This is a genomic window from uncultured Dialister sp., from assembly GCF_900541605.1.
Lineage (GTDB): Bacteria > Bacillota > Negativicutes > Veillonellales > Dialisteraceae > Dialister.
Genome location: NZ_UQKJ01000035.1, coordinates 1 through 16,648, shown reverse-complemented (window position 1 = coordinate 16,648; position 16,648 = coordinate 1). Strand labels below are relative to the sequence as shown.

The following is a 16,648-nucleotide window of genomic DNA, read 5'->3' as shown; positions in this document are numbered from 1 at the left end:
GAGGCAAACCTGCACAGGCGCCTATAATGGCACCAATGCGTGGTAGTCTCAAGGGTAACGTGAGCATGTGCCCCCTATGGAGTCCGAACTACACTTTTAATTGTGTCCTTGACAAGGGGGCCAGTTCACTGCGGCGTTTTCAATAACTAACCTTCGTCCCACGGAAGGAGGCTATCCAAATATCGGCGAAGCTGCCAGTCTACCTTATGCCCCCTCTTCAACGTACGAAGCAGCGTTGAAGCCACAACCCGGTCGGGCCAGCGAAGCGGCGTCCGACCCACACCCCTTATGCCCCATCAACCCGAGAAGCCGGTCAGACAGCCACTATCCAAAAGAAAAACAGCAGTCCGAAGACTGCTGTTTTTTATCATGTCCTATAGCCGATTACGGCAAACCATCGGTCATGAGATGGGCATAGTGCTGCTGGATCTTTCTGGTGACTGTACCCGGTTTTCCATCGCCAATAGGCTTTCCATCGATGGAAAGGACAGGAATGATGCCATCCTGGGTATTGGTCAGGAATACTTCTTCCGCATTCATCATGTCTGTCAGCCGTACGGGATCGGCGCCGTCATCAATGGAGGTCACCCCTGCGGTCGGAGCTACCCGGGACAGGACGAGGGAACGGGTAATGCCCGGAATCATATATTCATTCTTTGCCGGTGTCCAGATAACGCCTGCTTTGACGATGCAGACATTGGAATGGCTGGCTTCCGTGAGGAGATCTCCCTTCAGGAAAATCGCATCGTAGCAGCCTTTCTTCTGCGCTTCTGCCCGGGCCATCATGTTATTCAGCTGGTTCAGGGACAGAATATCGCAGTGATGTCCGCGGTCATCTGCCATGGTTACACATTTTACGCCGTCCTGGACCTTGGCAATGGCATCCAGGTCAATGGGTTTGGCATAGACCAGTACGTTCGGGCGAAGTGCGTTTCTGGAGGGGATGGTGAAATCATGGTCCCCTTCACCACGGGTAACGATGATCTTTACATAGCCTTCGGTGACGCCGGTTTCTTCGATGACCACTTCCACGATTTCCGTAAATTCATCGGGTGCTGTCACTGGACGGATGCCCAGGAGCCGCATGGAACGATAGAGGCGGTCCACATGATAGGAGAGGGCGAAGGGATGTCCATGGAATACGCGGATCCATTCATAGCAGCCGTCTCCGAACTGGAGTCCCCGGTCATCGGCACTGATGATTTTGGAGAAATCATAGTAGAAATTGTGATTGTAGTATATGGTAGTTTTTCCTGCCATACTGTTCACCTCCTGAAAAAGTAGATGAGTATATATATATTATATCAATCAAATGGATTGGACTTCAACGGGCTGCGGTCATGCCGCAGGCAGAGCCCTGTCCGCAGGACGCCGCCCAGGCCGTAGGCCCGGTTGCCGTCATGCCTGTTTTTCCGCTTTCCACTGTCTGACTTTCTCGATAAGGAGCGGCATGAAATCTTTCAGGTCCGCCACGATGGCGTAGTCCGCCATTTCCATGATGGGCGCCTTCGGGTCCTTATTGACTGCGATGATGATATCCGCATTCACAGCGCACATATGCTGCATGGCACCGGAAATGCCCAGGGCAAAATAAACCCGCGGCGATACGCCTTTTCCGGTCTGGCCGATCTGCCGGCTGTGAGGTTCCCAGCCCAGTTCAGAAATGGGCCGGCTGCAGCCTACGGCAGCGCCCAAAAGGTCTGCCAGTTCATGAACCTTTTCCCAGTCTTCCTTCGTATGGAAGCCCCGGCCTCCGGCTACGATGACCTTGGCCGTTTCCACGGGGTTCTCTTCTTTCTCCGCCGGAATGATTTTCTTCAGAACGGTGCCGAAGTCCTCATCTTCCAAAGCCACGGGAACCGGGATGACCTCACCGGTTCTTGTGGTATCGGGCTTCGGGTATTTGAAAATGCCCGGCCGTACGGTCCCTACCTGGGGGCGGAACAGGGGACTTACGATGTCCGCCATGATATTGCCATCCATGGCCGGACGGGACCAGATGACCAGCTTCTTTTCCTTATCCGCAGAAAGCTCGGTCACATCGGCGGTAACGCCGCAGACCAGTTCCGCTGCCAGACGGGGTGCCAGATCCCTGCCGAAGGGGGTGGCTGCAAAGATAATGGTATCCGGTTTCTTCCCTGCAAAGAAAGAGGCCAGCACCTTCTGGTAAGCCTTTCCATCGTAGTGGGAAAGCTTTTCATCGGTCAGTACATACACCTTATCGGCGCCGAGGGAAATCAGGTCTTCCGGCCGGTCTGTGAGCTTTTCTCCCACCAGTACCACATGGACTTCTTCATCCAGTGCATCTGCCAGCTGACGGGCTTCGCCGGTCAGTTCTCCGGTCACCCGCTGCAGTTTGCCCCCCACCAGGGCACCGATCACATAAATTCCTTTATAATCAGAAAAATCCATAATTTCCTCCTACACCAGCTTCAATTTCTGCATAGCCCCAAAGAGTGCATCCACCGCTTCCCGGGCTGTCTTGCCTTCTATGCGGAGATTTTCTTTTTTCGGAGGCACCACCGGACGCACCTGGCGTACCTGGGTAGGAGAACCTTTCATGCCGATACGGCCGGCATCCACATCCATATCCTGGGATGTAATATTATGAATTTCCACTTCATCCTTGCGGAGAATTCCCCGAATGCTGGGATACCGGGGACGGTTCAATTCCGCAGTGCAGGTGATGACACCGGGGAGCTTCATGTCAAGGACTTCCTCGTCATCCCCCATCTGCCGGGTCACCGTAATGAATCCATCCTTTTCAAAGGACAGGTCTATGGCGCCGCTGACATCGGAAATGCCAAGGGTTGCAGCAATTTCCGGTCCGATCTGGGCCGTATTGCTGTCGATGGATTCCTGGCCGCAGAAAATCAGGTCAAAGGTGCCGATTTTCCGGATAGCCATGGAAAGGGTGTAGCTGGTGGCCAGAGTATCGGCACCGCCGAAGGCCCGGTCGGTCACGAGATACGCTTCATCGGCGCCCATGGAAATAGCTTCTTTCAGGACTGTTCCCGCCTGGGGCGGTCCCATGGAAATCACCGTCACTGTGCCGCCTTTTTCATCTTTAAGAGCCAGTACCGCTTCCAAGGCATTGCGGTCCAGAGGATTCATGATGCTGTTCGCATTATTCCTCTTCAGTCTTCCTGTGGCCGGGTCCACTTCCATTTTAGAAGTGTCCACCACCTGTTTTATACAAACTAAGAACTTCATAATAACCCCCTTTAGTACACTTTCACCGGTTGAATTCTGAAAGTCTTATTCTGTTTCAGTATACCATACAGATGACCTTTACGGCACGCAATAATTCACAAATGGCCTGTGTCATTCCATCAAATTATGATGAGTCCCTGATGTGTGAGATATCCACATTTTTGAGAGGAATTCACGATTCTGAGATAATTGGGGAGCTTATTCCCATGCCCCTTAAATCAGACAGCATGGCACGGCAGGCTGACATACCGATTTGCAGTGCTGACGAATTCTCAGCGTCAGGAGCAGTCAACGGTTCCCTTATTTCCTTATCCGTAATCACGACAGGACAACAGTTTAATAAACTGTGAAACAGCTTCTTCTTTTCAGTTTCTCCTCCCCTCCACGCAGGCATTGCCCAGGAGTCCCTTCAGGGATTCCTCCGCTTCTTCTGAGAAATCCAGGTAAAATTTCGGAATCATCCGGATTTCCTGGCCTGTCCGCTGCATGTGGAGGAATACCGGCGTATGGCCGTGGTACTTGAGGAGAATCCGTGCCAGGGCATCGCTCACCATGTTTGTCTCATGCCGTTCGTCCACGTACAGGTGAACGGCGCTCACCGGCGGGCGGATGGTTTTATGGAACGTGGACAGGGGAATGATTTCCTCCGCCAGCACTTTGACTTCCCTTTCATTGGACTGTACCCGTCCCCGGAGGCAAATGGCCCCATCTTCTACAAGGAGGGGCCTTGCCTTTTCCCAGACCGACGGGAATACCACGGCCTCCAGGTCCCCGTCGTAATCTTCCAGGGTCACATAGCCCATGGGAGCTCCTTTTTTCGTCATGGTGCTCTTTACCCGGGTCACGGTGCCGCCGATGGTGACCATTCTCCCATCGTAGCGGCTGCTTTCAGCCATAAGTTTATAAATAGGCGTGCAGTGGGCCATCTGCTCTTTATAAGCATCCAGGGGATGGCCGCTGACATAAAAGCCCAGAAGCTTTCGTTCCCATTCGATTTTTTCACTTTTCGGCATGTCCGGGAGGTTCGGATAGACCAGGGCCTGTGCCTCTTCTTCCTCTCCGAAAAGGCTCATCTGCCCGGACGCCCGGTCGCTTCGGACAGACTGGGCCTGGCTCAGGGCCTCCGGAAGCACCGCCAGAAGCTGGGACCGATTGGCTCCCATGGAGTCCAGGGCACCGCAGCGGATGAGGCTTTCGCAGGCCCGGCTGTTCAGGCCTTTGCTGTCCACCCGTTCCAGGAAATCGCTGAGGTTTTTGAAGGGTCCCCCCTTCCTGCGGGCCTCAATGATGCCGTTCACCGCATTTTCTCCCACGTTCTGGATGCCGTCCAGACCGAAGAGAATTTTATTGCCCTTTACCGAGAAATAGGCCTCCGACAGGTTCACGTCAGGCGCCGCGATTTCCACGCCCCCCTTCTTCGTGTCGGAAATATAGCGGCTCACCTTGTCCCGGTCTCCGTTGTAGCAGGTCATCATGGCCGCCATGAATTCCGCCCGGAAATGGGCCTTCAGGTACGCCGTCTGCCAGGCGATCCAGCCGTAGCAGACACTGTGGGATTTATTGAACCCGTATCCCGCAAAGTGGACCATGAGGTCAAAGACATAGTTGGCGGTCTTCTTGCCCACTCCGTTCTTCAGAGCCCCTTCCACGAAGGTATCCCGGTTCTTCTGCAGGATTTCCGGCTCCTTATGCCCCATGGCCCGGCGCAGCATATCTGCCTGGCCCAGGCTGAAGCCCCCCATGACAGAGGCAATCTGCATGACCTGTTCCTGGTAGAGGATGACGCCGTAGGTTTCCTTCAGGATAGGCGCCAGGGAAGGATGGGGATACTCCACCGGGATTTCCCCGTGCTTTCTCTTGATGAAATCTTCTGCCATGCCACTTCCCAGGGGCCCCGGACGATACAGGGCCACCATGGGGATGAGGTCTTCGAACCGGTCCGGATGGAGCTGCATGAGGAGGGACGTAAAGCCGGCAGACTCTGACTGGAATACGCCGATGGTGTCTCCTTCACAGAGCATTTTACAGGTAGCTTCATCTTCCGTGGGAATTTTATTGATATCCAGATGGATGCCCCGATTGGCTTCGATCATTTTCATGGCGTCGTGGATGACCGTGAGGTTGCGGAGCCCCAGAAGGTCCATTTTCAGAAGTCCCAGCTGTTCAACCTGGTCCTTTTCATACTGGGTCTGGATAAATCCATCCTGGGTGAGCTGGATAGGCACGTAATCATCGACGGGCTTGGAGCAGATCACCACCCCCGCCGCATGGGTGCCGGAATTCCGGGAAAGTCCCTCCAGGTCCAGGCAGTGGTCGATGAGGCTGTGGACCTGGGGATTGGACTCATAGAGCTGCCGGAATTCCGTACTGCCGTCCAGTGTCTTCTTCAGGGTCACCCCCGGACCACCGGGCACCATCTTGGCGATCTTATCCACATCCCGGAGGGGCATATTCGTGACCCGGCCCACGTCCCGGATCACCGCCCGGGCCGCCAGGGTACCGAAGGTAATAATCTGGGCCACCTGGTCTTTCCCATATTTCCGGGCCAGGTAATCGATGACTTCCCCCCGTCTCCGGTAACAGATATCCGTATCAATATCCGGCATGGACACACGCTCGGGGTTCAGGAACCGTTCAAAGAGGAGGTCAAACCGGAGCGGATCGATTTCCGTAATATGGAGCAGATACGCCACGATGGAGCCGGCAGCGCTGCCACGTCCCGGTCCGATGGGGATGCCGTGGGATTTCGCATAATGGATGAAATCCATGACGATGAGGAAATAATCGGAAAATCCCATGTGCTCAATGACGCCCAGTTCATAGTCCAGCCGCTTCTTTTCCTCCCCCGTGGGGTGGGGATACCGCTCCGGCAGGGCGGCCTCGCAGAGTTTCCGGAGATAGGTCTTCGACGTCTCTCCCTCCGGCACGTCAAAGGAAGGAAGTTTATGGTCCCCGAATGTAAGAGTCACCTGGCAGCGGTCCGCTATTTTTTTCGTATTTTCAATGGCTCCCGGATACTGTCCCAGGATTTCTTCCATTTCCTTGCCGCTCTTGCAGTAAAATTCATTGTTTGCAAAGTGGAAATGGTAGGGATCATCCAGGGTCTTTCCCGTGGAAATACAGAGCTTGATTTCCTGGCTTCCGGCGTCTTCCTTCTTCGTATAGTGGAAATCGTTGGTGGCCACGAGGCCGAGGCCGTATTCCTCCGCCAGCTTCGCCAGCACCGGCCGCACCGCCGCTTCTTCCGGGAGGCCATGGTTCTGGAGCTCGATGAAATAATTATCCTTTCCGAAGGTGTCGATATAGAACTCAATCACCTTCCGGGCTTCATCCATGTTCCGGTTCAGGATAGCCTGGGGCAGTTCTCCTCCCACGCAGGCAGACATGGCAATGAGGCCTTTATGGTACTGCCGGAGCAGGTCATGGTCCGCCCGGGGTTTGAAATAATAGCCCTCGGTCCAGGCCTTGGAGCAGATTTTGATAAGGTTCTGGTAGCCCTCATTATTTTCCGCCAGCAGGATGAGATGGGCCAGTTTTTCCTTCTCCCCGCCGGTTTTCTTCTCAAAACGGCTCCCCCGGGTCACATAAATTTCGCAGCCGATGATGGGCTTGATTCCCTGGGCCATGCATTCCTTGTACAGGTACACAGCGCCGTACATGACGCCGTGGTCCGTGATGGCAATGGCGGTCTGCCCCATTTCTTTCACATGGGACACCAGTTCCCTGATGCGGCAGGTTCCGTCAAAAAGGCTGTATTCTGTATGGGTATGAAGATGAACGAATGGATCCATTGTTCCTCCTGTTGATGTGGTAAAGTGAGTTTTCTTTATTTTAGCACAAACGGCCGGGCTATATCGGTCTCCATACCAGTGTTGTATGTGCGACACGATCAGCTGATTGCCCAAACAGGATACATAGGGCTAAAGGTGGTGGGTTGGCATCGCTGGCGTTCACCAACCGGGGCGTGGTTGCATGCAAAGGCGACGCCCTGGCGCAGCAGGGGCTGTTGGCAGGGCAGCCTGTGGCGGTCCATACGGAATCCTTCACACGACGGCGGCGAAGCCGCTGTTCCACTTTATGCCCCCGGCGCGAAGCGCCCACAACCCGGTGAACGAGCGAAGCGATGTTCACCCACCACCCTTAGCCCCATGCAGTCGGATGTATACCTTATCCCCCCAATACCACCTCCATCCAATCCAAAGAAGCCGGAAGAGTCATCCTCTCCCGGCCTTTTGCCAATACTTCTTACTGTTCCATGCCTTTTTTCAGGCCGCCGATGTAGACCATGAGGTCTTCATCGGCCTTGCTGCCTTCCTTATTGATGATATCCACCACACCGCTGCCGGTGATGACACCGTCGGCCAGGGCCGCCATATTGTGGGCCTGCTCCGGTGTATGGATACCGAAGCCGATGGCCACGGGGGTATCGGTGGTTTCTTTAATCACTTTGATAATGTCCTTCAAGTCCGTCTTGATGTCGCCCCGCATACCGGTGACACCCATGGAGGAGACCACGTATACAAAGCCTGTGGCATCTTTTACATTAGCCCGGATCCGGGCTTCCGAGGTCGGAGCCACCATCTGGATGATGTCTATGCCGTTGTCATCGGCCAGGGGCCGGATTTCCTGCTGTTCTTCATGGGGCATATCAGGAATGATGACGCCATCGATGCCGATGTCCTTTGCCTCTCGGAAGAACTTATCCGCCGGATAGCGGAATACGGGATTGTAATAGGTCAGGAGTACGATGGGAATGGAAGTATGTTTCCGGATTTCCTTCACCGCTTCCATGACCTGGGGCAGGTGCACATGGCCCGCCAGTGCCTTCACATCCGCTTCCATAATGACCGGACCATCGGCAATGGGGTCCGAGAAGGGAACGCCCAGTTCGATGAGCGTGGCTCCCGCCTTTTCCATGTCCAGTACATACCGCACCGTGTCTTCCACAGAGGGGACGCCGGTGGTCAGAAATGCGATCAATGCTTTACCGTTTTTAAATGCTTCATTAATATGGCTCATAGTAGTTCCTCCTCAGTCGTGCAGGTTTTCACCGCGGTAGCGAGCAATGGCGGCCACGTCTTTATCACCGCGGCCGGACAGGGTAATGACGACAATATCATCTTTTGTCATGTTTTTGGCTTCTTTCATAGCCCCTGCAACGGCATGGGCAGATTCGATGGCGCAGATGATGCCTTCGGTCTTTGCCAGGTATTCGAAGGCCTGCACCGCTTCTTCATCGGTAATGGCAATGTAACGGGCACGGCCGATATCATTGAGGTAGGCATGCTCCGGGCTCACGCCGGGGTAATCGAGGCCGGCGGAAATAGAGTATACTTCCGTAATATTTCCATCTTTGTCCTGGCAGAAGAGGGACTTCATACCATGGAATACGCCGAGGCTTCCCCGGTTGACGGTGGCTGCATGGTAAGGAGTATCGATACCCTTGCCGCCGGCTTCACAGCCGATGAGCTCCACGCCGCTGTCCTGGATGAAAGGATAGAAGGTGCCGGCTGCATTAGAACCGCCGCCTACGCAGGCGTAGACCTTTGTGGGGAGACGGCCTGTCCGTTCCAGGACCTGGGCCCGGGCTTCCCGGCCGATGCAGCTCTGGAAATAACGGACCATTTCCGGGAACGGTGCGGGGCCGGTGGTGGAACCGATGATATAGTGGGTATCATCGCAGCGGCGGCTCCATTCCTGCATGGCCGCATTTACCGCATCCTTCAGGACCCGGGATCCTGTCTTTACTACATTGACTTTAGCGCCCAGCAGTTTCATGCGGTATACGTTCAGCGCCTGCCGTTCCGTATCGATTTCGCCCATGAACACTTCGCATTCCATGCCGAAGAGGGCGGCAATGGTGGCAGCAGCCACGCCGTGCTGGCCGGCGCCGGTTTCCGCAATGATCCTTGTCTTCCCCATGCGCTTTGCCAGAAGGGCCTGACCGATGCAGTTATTGATCTTGTGGGCGCCGGTATGGTTCAGGTCTTCCCGCTTCAGAAAAATGCGGGGGCCTCCCAGGTCCTTTTCCATATTTTCCGCTTCATAGAGCATGGAAGGACGGCCGGTATAATTTACAAAGAGCCGATGGAGTTCATCCTGGAACTCCCTGTCCTTCTTGCATTCTTCAAAGGCTTCCGCCACCCGGTTTACTTCATTCATCAGTACTTCCGGTACATACTGTCCGCCGTATTCGCCAAATCTTGTTTTCATATCTATTTCCATCCTTTATTTATGAATTCTCATGGACCAGTTCCTGCAGGAGCTCAGTCCTGTTACCTGCTTTCATCAGCATTTCTCCGATCAGTACCGCATCGGCTCCGGCTTCCCGCATCCGATGGACCTTTTCCTTATCCGTCATGCCGCTTTCAGAAACAAGGAGTACATCCTCCGGCACCAGTCTGGCCAGTTTTTCCGTATTTTCCATCTTTATGGTAAAATCCCGGAGGTCCCGGTTATTGACACCTGCGATTCTGGCGCCGTCCGTAAGAAGCCTCTCCATCTCCCTTTCATCATGGGCTTCTGCCAGTACGTCCATCCCCAGATCCCCTGCCAGTTTCATAAAGGCTTTGATTTTCCTGTCATCCAGTATGGCTGCAATGAGGAGAATCGCCGAAGCACCGGCCAGGGCCGCCTCTTCAATCTGGCATTCGTCGATGATAAAATCCTTCCGGAGCACCGGGAGGGAAACTTCCGAAGCCACCTTCCTCAAATATTCGATATCTCCCTTGAACCATTTCGGCTCCGTGAGACAGGAGATGGCAGAAGCACCGGCCGCCTCATATTCCCTGGCAATGGCTTCAAAGGGGAAATCCTCACTGATGAGCCCTTTGGAGGGAGAGGCTTTTTTCAGTTCGCAGATGAAGGAAAGTCCGGGGGCTGCGAGTTTTCGGTAGAAAAGGTGGCTTCCGGAAGGTTCGAAGCGAAGGACCTTCTCATGGATCCTGTCATAATAGCCTTCCCCCTTCAGTTCTTTCAGCCGTCTTTCCGTTTCCTTCGCTATATCATCCAGAATCATGGGGCACCTGTCATTCGTTAGAAACTTTGATGTAGGCTTCCATGGTTTTCAGGGCTTTGCCGCTGTCGATGAGTTCGGCCGCTTTCTTTACGCCCTCTTCCATGGACTCTGCTGCTTTCGCTGCGTAGAGAGCCAGCCCCGCATTGAGGAGCACCGCGTTCCGTTTTGTCCCCTGGATTTTTCCGGAAAGGATGCCCTTCGTGATTTCCGCATTTTCTTCCGGGGTGCCGCCTACCAGTTCCTCTTTCCTGCCACGGGTGAGACCGAAGTCTTCCGGCTTGATTTCACTGGTCCAGTAATAGCCATCCTTCAGCTCGCAGACCAGGGTGGGAGCGCTGGGAGAAACTTCATCGAGGCAATCCTCCCCGTAGACAACCACCGCATTTTTGACGCCCAGTTTATCGAGCACCTTGGCCACCGGTTCCACCAGGTATCCATCGTAGACGCCCAGGAGGAAGTAATCGGGGTTTGCGGGGTTTGTGAGGGGCCCCAGGATATTGAATACGGTACGGAAGCCCAGTTCCTTCCGGATTGGTCCTACGTACTTCATGGCTGCGTGGTACTTCTGGGCGAAGAGGAAGCACATGCCCACCTTTTCCAGCATTTCCAGTGCTTTCTGCGGATCCTGGTTAATATTGGCGCCCAGGGCTTCCTGCACATCCGCCGTACCGCACTTGGAAGAAGCAGCCCGGTTGCCGTGTTTGGCTACCTTCACGCCGGCCGCTGCCACCACGAAGGCGGCGGTGGTGGAAATATTGAAACTGTTGGAACGATCACCGCCGGTACCTACGATTTCCAGGACCTTCATTCCCGGATGGGGAACGGGAGTGGCATGTTCCCGCATGGCCACGGCACAGCCGGAAATTTCATCAATCGTTTCCGCCCGGGTGCTCTTGGTGGAAAGGGCTGCCAGGAAAGCAGCATTCTGGGTGGGTGTGGTTTCACCGTTCATGATTTCATTCATCACATCATAGGCTTCTTTATAGGAGAGATCTCCTTTTCTGACGATTTTCTGGATTGCTTCTTTAATCATGGTGTATACCTCCTGGATGTACATGGTTTCTGTTTTTAGAAAAGTCCGGTGAAATGGGCCTCCTGCCATCGTCTGATTGTATCCATGGTTTCCTCCTCCAGGGAAGGTATAAAAAAATCCGTCCCTGACAAATACTTGTCAAGGACGGATATCTATTCCGCGGTGCCACCTTGCTTCAGGGGATGAACCCTGCTCTTAGCGAGATACCAACATATCTCCGGCAACTGACGTATGCCCTACGTCGCTGGCTACTCGGTTTCCCTTTCACTGCGCCCTCAGCGGTCCATTTAATAATCTGCGTCCTGCCGGCTTCTCAATACCCCGGCTCCCTGTGAGTGCACAACTATTTTTATCTCCGCTTCAACGGTTTGTTTCTTAAGTTGTGATAATCATAATCCCGAAATTGGTTCCTGTCAAGAGGCATTTTGAATTTTAGTCCCAATCGGATGGATGGGGCTAAGGGTGGTGGGTCGGCATCGCTATCGCTTGCCAACCTGCCACCCTTAGCCCCATGTACATGCATGGCCGCCAGCCACCCATAGGACTGATTTACCGGCGAAGCATCTTATACTTGAAATGAATTCCCTTAAATCCCGTGACTTTACGGAAATACCGGGCCATGTACTCGGAGATGATGTAGAATGCCGGAATCAGGAGTAAACCGCAGAGGGTAGCAAATGTCATGCCCCCTACCACCGCTACGCCCATGCCGCAGCGGGCACCGGCGCCGGCACCGGTAGCGGTAGCCAGCGGGAGACAGCCGATGATGGCGGTAAAGGCGGTCATCAGGATCGGGCGGAGACGAAGCTTCGATGCAATGACTACGGCCTTCATGGGATCCATGCCCTTATCCACCCGTTCCTTCGCAAATTCCACGATGAGGATGGCGTTCTTCGCCGCCAGGCCGATGATCATGATAATGCCGATCTGCATGTACACACTGTTCATATACCCGCTGGTATCGGCGCCCAGAATGGTCCCCAGCTTGCGGATGACATATTCCGAAACAACGGCCCCAAAGATACCGGTAGGCACGGTGAAGAGGACCGCAAACGGCATGGACCAGCTTTCATAGAGAGCTGCCAGGCAAAGGAAGGCAAAGATGAGAGCCATGACGAGAATCTTCATGGTGGAGTTGGAAGACGTATTTTCTTCGCGGCTCTGGCCGGACCATTCGATGGTGAATCCGGATGGCATGACGCTCTTGGCGGCTGCTTCCGCTGCCTGCATAGCTTCGCCGGAGCTGTAGCCATTGGCCGCACTGCCCTGGATGGACACGCTCCTTACACCGTTAAACCGGGTAATGGAGGAGGGGCCGGTGGTCATGGAACTGGTCAGGATGGTATCCAGAGGTACCATCTTGCCAGAAGAAGATTTCACGGAAATAAACTTCAGGCTGTCCGCCTGGGAACGGTACTGGGTATCGGCCTGTACGATAACCTTGTAAGCCCGGCCGAACTGGTTGAAATCGTTGACCTGGGACCCGCCGAAGTTGGCCTGGAGGGCTGTGAATACGTCGGAAAGGCTGATGCCCAGATTCTTGACTTTCTCACGGTCCACAGAGTACTGGACACTGGGTGTATTGGTGGCATAGGAGGTACGAACCCCTGCCAGTTCCGGACGCTGGTTGCAGGCCGCTACGACCTTATTGGCCACGTCCCCCAGTTCCGTATCCGAAAGACCCACATTATCCTGGAGCTGCATGGACCAGCCCCCTTCCATACCGAGCCCCGGAAGGGATGGCATATTGAAGGCAGACACCTGGGCTTCCGGATGCTTAGGCACCACGGTGCTGTTGAATTTGGCAATAATGGAATTGACGCTGAGGTCAGAAGACTTTCTCTGGCTCCAGTCATCCAGGGCTATATAGACGTTGCCGGAATTGGAAGAAGAGCCGCCGGCGTGGGTCATGATATTCTTCACGCCCTTCAGTTCCTTCGCCTCATCAGCCACGGCATCTACGGTCTTAATGGTCTGGTTCAGGGAAGTGCCCTCCGGCATGGTAATGCTGACGGCAAAGAATCCCTGGTCTTCATCGGGGACGAAGGTAGATGGCAGCATCTTATAGAAAATACCCATAAGTCCTGTCACAAGGATGAGGAACACCGCCGCATACTTCAGATGGTGTACCATCCAGCCCACCTTGCCGGTATACTTTTCACGGAAAGAGTCAAAGCTCCTGTTGAACCACCGGAAGAAAGCGCCCAGAGGCCCCTTCTGGATGCCCTTGTCATCGGCCTTCAGTAAGAGACCGCAGAGGGCCGGTGTCAGTGTCAGTGCTACGAAAGCGGAAATGGCGACAGAAATGGTGATAGTCACAGCGAACTGTTTGTACAGGACGCCGGTCATGCCGCCCACAAAGGCGACAGGAATAAAGATGGACGCCAGCACGGCGGTGGTAGCGATAATCGGTCCCTGCACTTCCTGCATAGCCTTTTCCGTAGCCTCTTTGGCCGGAAGTCCGTCTTTGGCCATGTGCTCTTCCACGTTTTCAATAACCACGATGGCATCATCCACCACGAGGCCGATGGCCAGTACCATGGCGAAAAGGGTAAGCGTATTGATGGTGAAATCAAGGACGATGAAGCTGGCAAAGGTACCGACAATGGAAACCGGCACTGCCAGCACCGGAATCAGGGTGGTCCGCCATTTCTGGAGGAAAATAAATACCACCAGGATAACGAGGAGCAGGGATTCAATGAACGTATCCCGCACTTCACTGATAGATGCATTAATGAAGTTCGTATTATCCATGATGATGGAATAATCCAGATCCGGCGGGAATGTATCCTTTGCTTCCGCCAGCACCTTCTTCACCTGGCTCACCGTCTCCAGGGCGTTGGCATCGTTAGTCAGCTGTACGCCGAAACCGATACCGGTCTTGCCATTAATCTTGGAGTTACTGCTTTCATTCTGGGTGCCCGTCTGGATCTTGGCCACGTCCTTCAGGTACACGAACTGGCCATTGGATTCAGATTTCAGGATAATATTGCCGAACTGTTCCGGTGTAGACAGGCGGCCTTCCACCTTGGCACTGTACTGCTTCTCCTGGGTAGCCGGTGCCGGCTGGGCGCCAATCGTACCGGCCGGAGCAGACACGTTCTGTTCTTTGATGGCGGAAATGACATCGGCCACGGTCAGATTTCTTTCGGCCAGCTTATCCGGATTCAGCCATACCCGCATGGCATAGCTGGACCCGAAGGTATTTACATTGCCTACCCCATCGATTCGCTGGATCTTGTCGAGGAGGTAAATATCCGCATAGTTTTTAAGAAATGCCTCGTCATAGGTGCCGTTCGGTGAATACAGATTGGCCATGAGCACCATGTCCCCCGACGATTTTCTCACCGTAAGGCCCGTAGTCTGTACTTCGCTGGGCAGACTGTTTTTGGCCAGGTTCGCATCGTTCTGGACATTGACGGAATCCATATCACCGTCACTGGACAGGTCAAATACAATGGAAAGACTGTAGGAACCATCGTTACTGGAGGAGGAAGACATGTAGGACATATTCTCCACCCCGTTCAGGTCCTCTTCAATGACCTGGGCCACCGTCTGGTTCACAATCGCCGCATTGGCGCCGGTGTAATTGGCGCTCAAACTGATAGTGGGCGGTGAAATCTGGGGATACTGGGCTATCGGAAGGGACAGCAGGGAAACAGCCCCCAAAATAACAATGATGATGGATATAACGATAGCAAAGATAGGCCGTCTGATAAAGAATTTTGACATACCGGCCTCCTTATGTTGCAGAGGAAGACGTGGAAACCGTGGAGGTGGATGCAGACGCTGAAGAATCAGCAGTGGTTGTGGAAAGTCCCAGCTCTTCCGGTGTCGTTTCCGTTACAGAAAGCTGCTGTCCCTCTTTCAGGTTTGTCAGACCTTCTACCACCACATTGTCATCAGCCGTCAGGCCATTGGTGACGATATAGTAGCTCCCGACCTGATCCCCCAGCGTCACGACTTTGGAAACGGACTTATTGTCCGGACCTACCACAATGACAAAGGACTTGTTCAGTACCTGCTGTACCGCCCGCTGGGGCACAAGGATCGCATTTTTCATGGTCTGCCCTTCCAGGGTCACCCGGGCAAACATACCCGGCAGGAGAACACCGTCTTCATTATTGAAAATAGCCTTCATGGTGAGGGTACCGGTACTTTCGGAAAGTTCGCGGTCCGCCACATAATCCGTAGATACTTCCCCGTACTTCTTGCCGTTGCTCAAAGTGAGGGTTGCCTTCGGCGGATGATGCTCCGCATGCCGCATTTCCTTTTCATCGGCATTGGTACGGAAATTCAGGTATTCATTTTCACTGACAGAGAACTGCACGTAAATCGGATTGATGGAGCCGATGGAAACAAGGGCCGTATTACCGGCAGCCGCATAGGTACCCACAGCCACATCATCCACAGAAAGGCGGCCGGAAATCGGTGCACGGATCACCGTATCATCCAGGTTCTCTTCCGCCTTCTTCAGAAGGGCCTGGGCATCGTCATAGCTGGACTGGTTCGAAGCCACCGTCGCCTCCTGGGTGGTCAGGGTCTGTTCCGCAATAGCTCCTGTAGAGGCCAGCTTCTGGTAACGGCCCAGGTCAATCATGGAATTATTCAGCGTCGTACGGGCCTTATCCACATTGGACCGGGCAGAAAGCACTTCAGACTCATACTGCCGGTCATCAAGCTTGTATAGAGGAGTCCCCTCCGAAACGAACTGGCCGCTCTTGAAATACTTTTCCGTAATAGATCCGGACACCTTCGGCTTAATAATAACGGCATCCGTAGACTTCACCTGACCCGAATAATCGTGAGTAACCGCCGTATCCTGCTGCAGCACCTTCATCGCCTTCACAGATACCGCTGCGGACTTCGTCTGGGTAGATGTACCACATCCACCGGCAAACAAGGCTGTACCGATGCAAAGAGAAACCGCCAGGGCCGCCATGACCTTTTTTGCTTTTTTACCATGCATGATGTAAAATTCCTTCCCCTGATTGGTAGTAAAAAACCTATCCTATACTAGTAAACAAGAATAAATTCAAACCTACTATACCACAAACAGGAATAAATGGAAATCAATTAATTATCTGAAATAAAATACAACAGATAAAAGATTGTGAAATATCCGAAGCATAACAGGGACCTGGCATCAGGAGGATTTTCTTCCTTCTGCAAACAACCGTCAAACCTCAGCCACTTAGAGGCTTACAGCTGTCAGCTTATCGCTTACAGAGAGTCCGCCGCTTTGCGGCATCCATCCTGCGGCGAAGACGCCATTTTACATCACGTTCCCGGTGCGTAGCACCCACCACCCTTATGCCCCATCTATCAGGACACCCCACCACCGCTGACGCGGTCCCCCTCCCCTCTAAAGAGGGGAGGTTTAC

Annotated in this window: 10 protein-coding genes; all 10 read right to left on the bottom strand. The window is 53.8% G+C overall.

Annotated features, from left to right (window positions below):
• Window positions 1-384: 384 nt before the first annotated feature.
• Complete coding sequence (locus QZR21_RS03965; RefSeq protein ID WP_296098426.1) at window positions 385-1,260, bottom strand: aminotransferase class IV; 876 nt, start codon at window positions 1,258-1,260, stop codon at window positions 385-387.
• 138 nt (window positions 1,261-1,398) lie between these two features.
• Window positions 1,399-2,412 carry an electron transfer flavoprotein subunit alpha/FixB family protein gene (locus QZR21_RS03960; protein ID WP_296098424.1) on the bottom strand — a complete coding sequence of 338 codons (1,014 nt, stop codon included), beginning with the start codon at window positions 2,410-2,412 and terminating at the stop codon, window positions 1,399-1,401.
• 9 nt (window positions 2,413-2,421) lie between these two features.
• Entirely contained in the window at window positions 2,422-3,213 is a 792-nt protein-coding gene (locus tag QZR21_RS03955) for an electron transfer flavoprotein subunit beta/FixA family protein (protein ID WP_296973883.1), read from the bottom strand.
• A gap of 365 nt (window positions 3,214-3,578) precedes the next feature.
• Window positions 3,579-7,004, bottom strand: coding sequence for a DNA polymerase III subunit alpha (locus tag QZR21_RS03950; RefSeq protein WP_296098417.1), 3,426 nt, complete (start codon window positions 7,002-7,004; stop codon window positions 3,579-3,581).
• A gap of 454 nt (window positions 7,005-7,458) precedes the next feature.
• Window positions 7,459-8,232 carry a tryptophan synthase subunit alpha gene (gene trpA, locus QZR21_RS03945; protein WP_296098416.1) on the bottom strand — a complete coding sequence of 258 codons (774 nt, stop codon included), beginning with the start codon at window positions 8,230-8,232 and terminating at the stop codon, window positions 7,459-7,461.
• Between the two features lie 12 nt (window positions 8,233-8,244).
• Window positions 8,245-9,426 (bottom strand): tryptophan synthase subunit beta, encoded by a 1,182-nt coding sequence (trpB, locus tag QZR21_RS03940; protein ID WP_296098415.1) that lies wholly within the window; start codon window positions 9,424-9,426, stop codon window positions 8,245-8,247.
• A 19-nt stretch (window positions 9,427-9,445) separates the two neighbouring features.
• The gene (gene trpC, locus QZR21_RS03935) at window positions 9,446-10,231 is read right to left on the bottom strand and encodes an indole-3-glycerol phosphate synthase TrpC (RefSeq protein WP_296973880.1); all 786 of its coding nucleotides are present in this window, start codon (window positions 10,229-10,231) and stop codon (window positions 9,446-9,448) included.
• 10 nt (window positions 10,232-10,241) lie between these two features.
• On the bottom strand, window positions 10,242-11,264 hold the full coding sequence (gene trpD, locus QZR21_RS03930) for an anthranilate phosphoribosyltransferase (RefSeq protein ID WP_296973877.1): 1,023 nt from the start codon (window positions 11,262-11,264) through the stop codon (window positions 10,242-10,244).
• 549 nt (window positions 11,265-11,813) lie between these two features.
• Window positions 11,814-14,996, bottom strand: a complete 3,183-nt coding sequence (locus QZR21_RS03925) for an efflux RND transporter permease subunit (protein ID WP_296973874.1) — start codon at window positions 14,994-14,996, stop codon at window positions 11,814-11,816.
• A gap of 10 nt (window positions 14,997-15,006) precedes the next feature.
• A complete protein-coding gene (locus tag QZR21_RS03920; RefSeq protein WP_296098411.1) occupies window positions 15,007-16,233 on the bottom strand; it encodes an efflux RND transporter periplasmic adaptor subunit in 1,227 nt (408 codons plus the stop codon).
• Window positions 16,234-16,648 lie beyond the last annotated feature (415 nt).

Excerpts from the sequence above, each read along its gene's own strand:
- QZR21_RS03965 (WP_296098426.1), bottom strand. The coding sequence starts at position 1,260 with ATGGCAGGAAAAACTACCATATACTACAATCACAATTTCTACTATGAT.
- QZR21_RS03960 (WP_296098424.1), bottom strand. The coding sequence starts at position 2,412 with ATGGATTTTTCTGATTATAAAGGAATTTATGTGATCGGTGCCCTGGTG.
- QZR21_RS03955 (WP_296973883.1), bottom strand. The coding sequence starts at position 3,213 with ATGAAGTTCTTAGTTTGTATAAAACAGGTGGTGGACACTTCTAAAATG.
- QZR21_RS03950 (WP_296098417.1), bottom strand. The coding sequence starts at position 7,004 with ATGGATCCATTCGTTCATCTTCATACCCATACAGAATACAGCCTTTTT.
- trpA (WP_296098416.1), bottom strand. The coding sequence starts at position 8,232 with ATGAGCCATATTAATGAAGCATTTAAAAACGGTAAAGCATTGATCGCA.
- trpB (WP_296098415.1), bottom strand. The coding sequence starts at position 9,426 with ATGAAAACAAGATTTGGCGAATACGGCGGACAGTATGTACCGGAAGTA.
- trpC (WP_296973880.1), bottom strand. The coding sequence starts at position 10,231 with ATGATTCTGGATGATATAGCGAAGGAAACGGAAAGACGGCTGAAAGAA.
- trpD (WP_296973877.1), bottom strand. The coding sequence starts at position 11,264 with ATGATTAAAGAAGCAATCCAGAAAATCGTCAGAAAAGGAGATCTCTCC.
- QZR21_RS03925 (WP_296973874.1), bottom strand. The coding sequence starts at position 14,996 with ATGTCAAAATTCTTTATCAGACGGCCTATCTTTGCTATCGTTATATCC.
- QZR21_RS03920 (WP_296098411.1), bottom strand. The coding sequence starts at position 16,233 with ATGCATGGTAAAAAAGCAAAAAAGGTCATGGCGGCCCTGGCGGTTTCT.